The organism is Sulfurimonas sp. (assembly GCF_047622445.1).
Lineage (GTDB): Bacteria > Campylobacterota > Campylobacteria > Campylobacterales > Sulfurimonadaceae > Sulfurimonas.
Map to the genome: position 1 here is coordinate 15,146 of NZ_JBLHOE010000001.1, position 11,424 is coordinate 26,569.

Here is an 11,424-nt window from a genome sequence, read left to right on the forward strand (position 1 = left end):
CTAGCTTTTGTTAGGACATTATAAAGTTACTCACTAATTGAGACTTCTAAAATAACAAAAGATTTATCTTTTGTAGCATTATGGGGTCGTAGGGATGTTTTGTCTCTACCTTTATATGGGCTTCGCTCATTATGAAGTACAACAATGATAACTGCATTTTATGGACTTGAGATATAGGCGTGTTTAATTACACTTAATTTCCTGTTGAAGATTGTCTAAAAGGAGAAAATTTTATGACAAAAACACAAAAAGCTGAAATTATTGAAGTACTTACTACTGAATTTAAAGATGCACAAGCTGTAGTTCTATGTGACTATAAAGGTTTAGGCGTTTCTGATTTAGAAGCATTAAGAGCAATGGCTCGCGCTAAAGATACAAAAGTTCAAGTTGTTAAAAATACTTTAGCAACAATTGCACTTAAAAATGTTGATTTAGAAGGTATCGAGATTAAAGATACAAATATATTTGTTTGGGGTGAAGATTCAGTTGCTACTTCTAAAGTAGTATCTGACTTTGCTAAAAAGAACGAATTATTTGTAATTAAATCTGCTTATATTGATCGTGAAGCTGCTGACGCTGCTAAAGTTGAAGCATTCGCTAAACTTCCAGGACGTGAAGAGTTACTTGGTATGCTTGCTGCTACTTGGATGGCTCCTGTTGCTAACTTTACAATTGGACTTAACGCTCTTAAAGAGAAAAAAGAAGAAGAAGCGGCATAGTCCGATTCTAAAGACTGTCTGATTACCAGACTAATAGGATAATAAATCGCACTTGTGCGATGGACTTTCCGTCGAGGAAAACTTAGCGTTAGCGTAGCTAAAGGAATTATTTCCTTTAGCGTACAATAAAGTAAAAGGTTTCCTTAAATTTTGAAAAAATTAAAGGACATATATTATGGCTATAACTAAAGAAGACGTATTAGAATTTATCTCAGGACTTTCAGTATTAGAACTTTCTGAATTAGTAAAAGAATTTGAAGAAAAATTTGGTGTATCTGCACAACCTGTTGCTGTTGCTGGTGGAGCTGTTGCTGGTGAAGCTGCTGCTGAAAAAACTGAATTTGATGTAGTACTTACTGATGTTGGTGCTAAGAAAATTGGTGTTATTAAAGCTGTTCGTGCTCTTACTGGTCTAGGACTAAAAGAAGCTAAAGAAGCTTGTGAAGGTTTACCATCTACAATCAAAGAAGCTGTAGATAAAGATGCTGCTGAAGAAGCAAAAACTGCTTTAGAAGCAGCTGGTGCAACTGTAGAAGTTAAATAATTTTTAGCTAACACTTTTTCACGAGAGCTTCGGCTCTCATCTTTTGGGCGCTTTTACAATGGGATTTTGTCCTTTTGTAAAAGTGCCCTTATGTCGTTTATAAGCACTATAAAATAATGAGTCCATTTCAAGAGCTCATAAATCTATCTAGAGACGTCTAGATATGATACGTTTAAATTTAAACTTATAAATTTAAACCCCTAATTAACACTTATCGAGGTTGCCTATGTTAAACACTTTATATTCCGGAAATCGTCTTCGTGTAGACTTCTCTAAAACTCCTCAACAAATTGAAGTACCGAATTTACTACAACTACAACAAAGTTCTTATGATAAGTTCTTAATGTTAGAAGACAAAGATAGAGCTGATAGTGGAATTGAAAATGTATTCCAATCTGTCTTTCCTATCCATGATGTTCAAAATAGATTAACTGTTGAGTATATTGGTTCTGAAGTTGGAAAACCAAAATACACAGTCAGAGAATGTATGGAGCGTGGACTTACATACGCTGTATCTCTTAGAATGAAAACTCGTCTTGTACTTTGGGATAGAGATGAAAATACTAAAGAAAAACTTGGTGTAAAAGATATTAAAGAACAAAGTATATTTGTTCGTGATATTCCACTTATGACAGATAGAACTTCATTCATCATTAATGGTGTTGAAAGAGTTGTTGTAAATCAACTTCACCGTTCACCTGGTGTTATTTTTAAAGAAGAAAAATCGACTACTGCTGGAAATAAGCTTATTTATACTGGTCAGATTATTCCAGATCGTGGTTCGTGGTTGTATTTTGAGTATGATCCAAAAGACATTCTTTATATGAGAATTAACAAACGTCGTAAAGTTCCTGTTACAATTATGTTCCGTGCTTTAGGATATTCGAAACAAGATATTTTAAAACTTTTCTATCCAATTCAAACGATTAAAATCTCTGAGAACATGTTCTCAGTTGCATTTAAACAAGCTGACTATATTGGTAGAATTGGATATGACTTATTAGACACAGATTCTAATATCTTAGTAAATGCTGGAAAAAGACTTTCAGTAAAAAAAGCTCAAAAACTTGTTGATGATGGTTTAAAAGAAGTTCAGTATCCTATTGAAATTTTAATTGAGAGATATTTAGCTGAACCTATTATAGATCCAGAAACTGGTGAAATTCTTTTTGATACTATGACTCATATTGACGAAACTAAATTGAAGAAATTAGCTGAAATTGGCGTAAGTGAATTTAAAATTGCAAATGATTTAGCTGATGGTGTTGATAGTTCTGTTCTTAATGCATTTAATGCTGATGCTGATTCTCTTAAACTTCTCAAGCAAACTGAAGAAATTGAAGATGAAAATGATTTGTCTGCAATTCGTATCTATAAAGTAATGAGACCAGGTGAACCAGTTACAAAAGAAGCTGCAAAAGCTTTTGTTAATCAACTGTTCTTTGATCCAGAGAGATATGACTTAACTCGTGTTGGTCGTATGAAAATGAACCATAAATTAGGAATGGATATTCCTGAGTATGTGACGGTTCTTACACATGAAGATATTATTCAATCAGTAAAATATGTTATTAAAGTTAAAAATGGTCAAGGTCACATTGATGATAGAGATCATTTAGGTAATAGACGTATTCGTTCTATTGGTGAACTATTAGGTAATGAATTGCATAATGGTCTTATCAAAATGCAAAAAGCGATTCGTGATAAATTGTCTACGATGAGTGGACCTATGTCTGAGTTAATGCCACATGATTTAATTAACTCAAAAATGATTACTTCTACAATTATGGAATTTTTCTCTGGTGGACAACTTTCTCAGTTTATGGACCAAACAAATCCACTTTCAGAAGTTACTCACAAGCGTCGTTTGTCAGCTCTAGGTGAAGGTGGACTTGTTAAAGAAAGAGCTGGTTTTGAAGTGCGTGATGTTCATCCAACTCACTATGGTAGAATTTGTCCGGTTGAGACTCCAGAGGGTCAAAATATTGGTCTTATCAATACTCTTGCTACATACTCAAAAGTAAATGAACATGGATTTATTGAAGCACCATATAAAATTGTAACAGATGGTGTTGTTAGTGATGAAGTTATATATTTAACTGCTACACAAGAAGAGGGTGTTAAAATTGCTGCTGCTTCAAATAAACTTGATGAAAATGGTCAATTTATAGAAGACTTAGTTACAACAAGAATGGATGGTGAAATCTTACTTCGCCCACCTACTGAATGTCAATATGCTGACCTTTCTTCACATATGGTTGTTGGTGTAGCTGCATCACTTATCCCGTTCTTAGAACATGATGATGCCAATCGTGCACTTATGGGTTCAAATATGCAACGTCAAGCAGTACCACTTTTAAGACCATTCTCTCCTATGGTTGGAACTGGTGTTGAAAAACTTGTTGCTCGTGATGCGTGGGAATGTGTAAAAGCAAAACGTTCTGGTGTGATTGAAAAAGTTGATGGTAAACATATTTATGTGATGGGTGATGATAATGGTGAAATCTATATTGATTACTATCCATTAACTAAAAACCTTAGAACAAATCAAAACACATCTTTTGCACAAAAACCAATTGTTAAAGTTGGTGAGCATGTAGAATCTGGTCAAGTTATTGCTGATGGTCCAAATATGGATCAAGGTGAACTTGCACTTGGTGTAAATGCTATGGTTGCTTTCATGCCTTGGAATGGTTATAACTTTGAGGATGCAATTGTAATTTCAGAGAGACTCATTCGTAAAGATGCATTTACTTCTGTGCATATTTATGAAAAAGAACTTGAAGCACGTGAACTTAAGCATGGAGTTGAAGAGATTACTCGTGATATTCCTAATGTGAGAGACGACGAATTAGCACATCTTGATGAGTCTGGTATAGTAAAAATTGGAACACATGTTGAAGGCGGCATGATTTTAGTTGGTAAAGTTTCTCCAAAAGGTGAAGTGAAGCCAACTCCTGAAGAAAGATTACTTCGTGCAATTTTTGGTGAAAAAGCTGGTCATGTTGTAAATAAATCATTATATTGTGCTCCTTCAATGGAAGGTGTTATCGTTGATGTTAAAATTTTCACGAAAAAAGGTTACGATAAAGATCCTCGTACACTTGAATTAGAAAAAGAAGAGCGTGATTACTTAGAACGTGAGCACTATGATAGACTACTTATGATTGATAAAGAAGAAATGTTAAGAGTTACTAAACTTTTAACAAAAGAGACTTTACAAAACGATATTACAATTGCTGAGACTGACTATAAAGCGGGTGATACCATTAATGGTGGAGATTTAGTAGAAGTAAGTCGTTTTGCTATGAATGCGATTGTTAAATCATTTAGCGAAGATATTCAAGGTGAATATACAAAAACTAAAAACTATTTCCAAAAACAAAAGAGAGTTTTTAGAGATGAGCATGAAGAAAAACTTACTATACTTGAAAAAGACGACATCCTTCCAAACGGTGTTGTAAAGTATGTAAAAATATATATTGCTACTAAACGTCAACTAAAAGTTGGTGATAAAATGGCTGGTCGTCACGGAAATAAAGGTATTGTTTCTATAATCGTTCCTGAAGTTGATATGCCTTATATGGAAGATGGACGTGCAGTTGATGTATGTTTAAATCCACTTGGGGTTCCATCACGTATGAATATCGGTCAGATTTTAGAGATGCATCTTGGTATGGCTGGACGTGAACTAGGTAACCAAATACTTGAGCAGTTTGAAACAAAACAAGCTGATTTTGTAGAAAATATGCGTTCAAAGATGATTGCAATTGCTGATATTGCAGGATTAATGAATGCAGCTAAAGTTATTGGCGATATGGATGATGAAACATTCTTGAAACATGCGAGAGATTGGGCTATTGGTGGTGTTCGTTTTGCTACTCCAATTTTTGAGGGTGTTAATCAGGCTGAGTTTGATAAATTATTTGAACTTGCTAAGATGGATGTTGATGGTAAAACTGTAGTTTATAATGGTCTTACTGGTGAAAAAATTAAAGAGCGTGTTAATGTAGGGTATATGTACATACTTAAACTTCATCACCTTGTTGATGAGAAAATTCACGCACGTTCAACTGGACCATACTCACTTGTTACACAACAACCAGTTGGTGGTAAAGCACTCTTTGGTGGACAAAGATTTGGAGAGATGGAAGTTTGGGCTCTTGAAGCATATGGTGCTTCTGCAGTTCTTAAAGAAATGCTTACTATTAAATCTGATGATGTTGATGGTCGTGTTCGCGCTTATAAAGCAATTACAAAAGGTGAACTAGTACCAGCCTCTGGAATTCCAGAAACACTGTTTGTATTAACAAAAGAACTTCAAGCACTAGCACTTGATGTAGAGATTATGGACGAGGTAGAAGACGATGAGTAAATTAGTACCAGTAGAAGTAACCGAAGACAAAAGACCAAAAGATATTAAACAACTACAATTCCGTCTTGCATCACCTGAAAAGGTAATGTCTTGGAGTCATGGTGAAGTAAAAAAGCCTGAGACTATTAACTACCGTACATTAAAACCTGAGCGTGATGGATTATTTTGTGCAAAAATCTTTGGTCCTGTAAGAGACTATGAGTGTCTTTGTGGTAAATATAAAAAGATGCGTTACAAAGGTGTAGTATGTGAAAAATGTGGTGTTGAAGTAACATCTACAAAAGTAAGACGTACTCGTATGGGTCATATCGAACTTGTAACTCCTGTTGCACACATTTGGTATGTAAGTTCATTACCTTCAAGAATTGGTACTTTACTTGGTATCAAGATGAAAGACCTTGAACGTGTGCTTTATTATGAAGCGTATATTGTTGAGTCTGGTGGTGAAGCATATTATGATGCGGAAGCAAAAACTCCAGTACTTCAGTATGATGTTTTAAACGAAGAGCAATACAGAACTCTTGTTCAAAGATTTGATGCATTAGGTTTCAAAGCTCGTATGGGTGGTGAAGTTATTCGTGATTTACTTGAATCAATTGACTTAGTTGATTTATTCACTAATCTTAAAGAAGCACTTACTCAGACAAAATCAGAAGCTAAAAAGAAAACTATTAATAAGCGTCTTAAAGTTATTGAATCATTCTTAAATTCTGGAAATAATCCTGCATGGATGATGTTAACAGTTTTACCTGTTCTTCCACCAGATTTACGTCCACTTGTTTCACTTGATGGTGGTAAGTTTGCAGTTTCTGATGTTAATGATTTATATCGTCGTGTTATTAATCGTAACCAAAGACTTAAACGTTTAGTTGAACTTGAAGCTCCTGAGATTATTGTACGTAATGAAAAACGTATGTTACAAGAATCTGTTGATGCATTATTTGACAATGGTCGTCGTGCTAATGCTGTTAAGGGTGCTAACAAACGTCCTCTTAAATCATTATCTGAGATTATTAAAGGTAAGCAAGGACGTTTCCGTCAAAACTTACTTGGTAAGCGTGTTGACTTTTCAGGACGTTCTGTAATTGTTGTTGGACCGTCACTTACTATGGATCAGTGTGGTCTACCTAAGAAAATGGCTCTTGAGCTATTTAAGCCGCACTTAATTGCAAAACTAGAAGATAAAGGTTATGCAACTACAGTAAAAGCTGCTAAAAAAATGATTGAAGACAAAACAAACGAAGTTTGGGAATGTCTAGCTGAGATTGTTGATGGTTATCCGATTATGCTTAACCGTGCACCAACTCTTCATAAGCTTTCTATTCAAGCATTCCATCCTATCCTTATTGATGGAAAAGCAATTCAGCTTCACCCATTAGTTTGTGCGGCATTTAATGCCGATTTTGATGGGGATCAAATGGCTGTTCACGTACCTTTATCTACGGCTGCTATTGCTGAATGTAAAGTACTTATGCTTGCGTCTATGAATATTATGCTTCCTGCATCTGGTAAGGCAATTGCTACACCATCTCAGGATATGGTTCTTGGAATCTATTACATCACACTAGAAAAGAATGCAGTAAAGGGTTCTAATAAACTTTTTGCTAATGTTGATGAAATTAACATTGCTCTAGAGCATGATGCACTTGACTTACATGCAAAAATTAGAACACGTGTTGATGGTAGAATTATTCATACTACTGCTGGAAGAATGCTTCTTAAGGCAGTACTACCAGATTTTGTTCCTTCAGAATTATGGAACAGAGTAATGAAGAAAAAATATATCAACGAAATAGTTGATTATGTTCAAAAGCATGGTGGTATTGGTATTACTGCTGGTTTTCTTGATAAACTTAAAGATTTAGGTTTTAAGCATGCGACTGAATCAGGTGTATCAATTTCAGCAGATGATATCCGTATCCCTGCAATGAAAGCTGAAAAAATTGCTGATTCTAAAGCTAGAGTTATTGAGATACAAAAACAATTTGAAGCGGGTCTTCTAACAGAACAAGAAAGATATAATAAAATTATTGATGTTTGGACTGATACAAACAATACTCTTGCTACTGAGATGATGGATCTTGTTCAAAATGATAAAGAAGGTTTTAATTCTATTCATATGATGGCTGATTCTGGTGCTCGTGGTTCTGCTGCACAAATTCGTCAACTTGCTGGTATGCGTGGTCTTATGGCTAAGCCTAGTGGTGATATTATTGAAACTCCAATTATTTCAAACTTTAAAGAAGGACTTAATGTAATTGAGTACTTTATTTCAACTCACGGTGCTCGTAAAGGTCTTGCCGATACAGCACTTAAAACAGCAAATGCGGGTTATCTTACTCGTAAACTTGTTGATGTTGCGCAAAATGTTAAAGTTGTTGAACATGATTGCCATACACATGAAGGTATTGAGATTTCAGATATCTCTGATCAAAATACTTTAATAGAATCTTTGGAAGACAGATTGAATGGTAGAGTTTTAGCTGATGATGTAATTGATCCTATATCAAATGAAATTTTATTTGCTGAGGGTACTTTACTTGATGAAGTGTCTGCAAAAGTTATTTCAGAAGCTGGAATTAAAACAGCGCATATTAGAACGCCTACTACGTGTAAAAGTAAAAATGGTATTTGTGCCTTGTGTTATGGTGTGAATCTTGCTACTGGTCATATAGTTCGTACGGGTGAAGCTGTAGGTATTGTAGCTGCTCAATCAATTGGAGAACCTGGTACTCAGCTTACACTTAGAACATTCCACGTTGGGGGAACTGCATCTTCTACTGCACAAGAACGTCAAGTTGTTGCAGAAAAAGAAGGGTTTATTCGTTACTATAACGTAAAAACGTATAAGTCTAAAGAGGGTAAAAACATTGTAGCTAACCGTCGTAATGCGGCTGTTTTACTTGTTGAACCTAAGATAAAAGCACCATTTAAAGGTAAGCTTGAGATTCAAACTATTCATGATGAAGTTTTAGTAAGTGTAATTGGTAAAGAGACTGTTCGTTATTCTTTACGAAAAAATGAAATTGCTAAACCAAATGAACTTGCTGGTGTTGGTGGACAGATTGATGGTAAGTATTACTTCCCATACGAAACTGGAACTGAAGTAGCAGAAGATGAGTCAATTGTTGAGACTATTAAAGATGGTTGGAATGTACCAAGTCGTGTTCCTTATGCATCAGAACTAGCCGTTGCTGATGGTGCTCCTGTAACGCAAAAAATTCTTGCTAAAGAAGAGGGTACTGTGAAGTACTTTTTACTTAAAGGTGACTTCTTAGAAAGATTTGAAGGTCTTAAAGCTGGATACGAAGTAATTGAAAAAGGTCTTTTCGCTACTGTTGTCGATGTAAACAATCGTGAAGCTGTAAGACATTATATCGCTCGTGGTTCTGTTATTGTTGCAAATGATGATGAAGCTGTTGAAGCAAATACTCTGTTAGCAAAACCAGCATCAGATGAATCAGTTGTAATTGCTGAATGGGATCCATATTCTAATCCTGTTATCTCTGAATCTGATGGTACAGTTGCTTTTGAAGATATTATTGTCGGAACAACTGCTACAGAGCAGTTAGATGAACTTACTGGTAAAACTCGTGTAATGATTAATGATCATATTCCAACAGAATATAAACCAACTGTTGTAATTGCTACAACTGATGGCGAGTTATTGCGTTATGCAGTTAATTCTAAGTCTTCATTATTTGTTGAAGATGGCGCACAGGTTAAAATTGCAGATATTATTGCAAAAACACCAAAAGCACTTCAAAAATCATCAGATATTACAGGGGGTCTTCCTAGAGTATCTGAACTATTTGAGGGACGTCGTCCTAAAGCAACTGCACTTATTTCTGAAATAGATGGTGTAGTTAGTTTTGGTAAGCCACTTCGTGGAAAAGTTAGAATTGTAATTGCATCTGATCAAGGTATCGTTAAAGAGTACTTTGTTGATAAATCGCATGTTGCAGTTGTAAGTCTTGGAGACTTTGTTCATGCTGGAGAGAGATTGACTTCTGGTATCATCTCTTCACACGAACTACTTCGTATTATGGGTGTTAAAGCACTGTATAATTATCTTGTTTCTGAAGTACAACAAGTATACCGTTCTCAAGGTGTTAATATTGCTGATAAGCATATTGAAGTTATTTTTACTCAAATGTTACGTCAGGTAAAGATTGTTAAATCTGGAGACACGAAGTTTATTGAAGGAGATTTAATTTCTAAAGCGAAATTTGCACAAGAGAATGAAAAAATTATTCGTCTTGGTGGTCGTCCTTCAATTGCTGAGCCATTCTTAGTTGGTATCACAAGAGCTGCAGTATCAGCAGATAGTATTATCTCAGCTGCATCATTCCAAGATACTACAAAAGTTCTTACAGAGGCTGCCGTTTCAGCTAAAGTGGACGATTTAAATAACCTGAAAGAAAATGTTATTATTGGTCGTACTATTCCTGTTGGAACTGGTATTTACAAAGATCAAGAAGTTATGTTTCATTCGGATGAAGAAGAAGAATAGATAGTATCCTTCATTCTTACTCTTACGCATAGCGTAGGAGTAATTTTCCCACCTCATTCATTTTTCTTTAATATACCCTTAAAATAAGCTAGCTTTAATTCATTTTTCTGTATTATCTCGTGTCTATAATTCTCTAAAAAATTAGAGGATTAAATTCTACTGGAAAATTTAAGTAAAAAGGAATTGTATGCCTACAATCAATCAATTGATTCGTAAAGAGCGTAAAAGGGTTGTTAAAAAATCTAAATCTGCTGCTCTTTTATCATGTCCACAGCGTCGTGGTGTATGTACTCGTGTTTATACGACTACACCAAAAAAACCTAACTCGGCTTTAAGAAAAGTTGCAAAAGTTAGATTAACATCTGGCTTTGAAGTTATTTCATATATCGGTGGAGAGGGTCATAACCTTCAAGAACACTCAATCGTATTAGTACGTGGTGGTAGAGTAAAAGATTTACCTGGTGTTAAGTATCATATCGTTCGTGGTGCATTAGATACTGCTGGTGTTTCTGGTCGTATGGTTGCTCGTTCTAAATACGGTGCAAAGCGTCCAAAAAAATAATCTAATTAATACGTAACCCGAACTTAGTCCGGTTTACTATGATAGCACTTGGTTCACTACAGCAGTGAGCTCACGAATTAGTTTCGTATAAAGTGTCTGAGAGCTGAATAAATTCATTGAGTATTGATCTTAGGATTAAGAAGTGATGACAGAGAACATATATTCTCTGAGTAAATTTGAAAAACAATTGAAGGAAAAACAATGAGAAGAAGAAAAGCTCCCACTCGTCCAGTTATGCCAGATCCAGTTTATGGAAGCAAAATGCTGACGAAATTTATAAACAAAGTAATGTTAGATGGTAAAAAGTCTATAGCAGAAAAAATTATCTACAGTGCAATGGATATCATTAGCTCTCGTGGTGAAAAAACTGGTATTGATACATTTAATGAAGCTATTGAAAACGTTAAACCAATTATAGAAGTAAAAAGTCGCCGTGTTGGTGGTGCTACTTACCAAGTTCCAGTAGAAGTACGCCCGGTACGTCAACAGTCTTTAGCACTTAGATGGTTAATAGACGCAGCTCGCAAGAGAAATGAAAGAACTATGGCTGAGAGATTAGCTAATGAGTTCATGGATGCATCATCTGATAAAGGTAATGCATTTAAGAAAAAAGAAGATACGTATAAAATGGCAGAAGCTAATAAAGCATTTGCTCACTATCGCTGGTAGAATACTGTTTTCCAACGCTAAGGGAAGTAATTCCCTTAACTG

General features: G+C 35.1%; 6 protein-coding genes. All 6 read left to right on the plus strand.

What is annotated here, in order from left to right:
* Positions 1 to 233 precede the first annotated feature (233 nt).
* A complete protein-coding gene (rplJ, locus tag ACI9TV_RS00110; protein WP_415248719.1) occupies positions 234 to 719 on the plus strand; it encodes a 50S ribosomal protein L10 in 486 nt (161 codons plus the stop codon).
* A 175-nt stretch (positions 720 to 894) separates the two neighbouring features.
* The gene (rplL, locus tag ACI9TV_RS00115; RefSeq protein WP_415248720.1) at positions 895 to 1,263 is read left to right on the plus strand and encodes a 50S ribosomal protein L7/L12; all 369 of its coding nucleotides are present in this window, start codon (positions 895 to 897) and stop codon (positions 1,261 to 1,263) included.
* Between the two features lie 226 nt (positions 1,264 to 1,489).
* Entirely contained in the window at positions 1,490 to 5,638 is a 4,149-nt protein-coding gene (gene rpoB, locus ACI9TV_RS00120) for a DNA-directed RNA polymerase subunit beta (protein ID WP_415248721.1), read from the plus strand.
* Positions 5,631 to 10,151, plus strand: a complete 4,521-nt coding sequence (gene rpoC, locus ACI9TV_RS00125; protein ID WP_415248722.1) for a DNA-directed RNA polymerase subunit beta' — start codon at positions 5,631 to 5,633, stop codon at positions 10,149 to 10,151. The genes rpoB and rpoC overlap by 8 nt, the downstream gene beginning before the upstream one ends.
* 187 nt (positions 10,152 to 10,338) lie before the next feature.
* Entirely contained in the window at positions 10,339 to 10,713 is a 375-nt protein-coding gene (gene rpsL, locus ACI9TV_RS00130; RefSeq protein ID WP_415248723.1) for a 30S ribosomal protein S12, read from the plus strand.
* Positions 10,714 to 10,914: 201 nt separating this feature from the next.
* Positions 10,915 to 11,382, plus strand: a complete 468-nt coding sequence (gene rpsG / locus ACI9TV_RS00135; RefSeq protein ID WP_415248724.1) for a 30S ribosomal protein S7 — start codon at positions 10,915 to 10,917, stop codon at positions 11,380 to 11,382.
* Positions 11,383 to 11,424 lie beyond the last annotated feature (42 nt).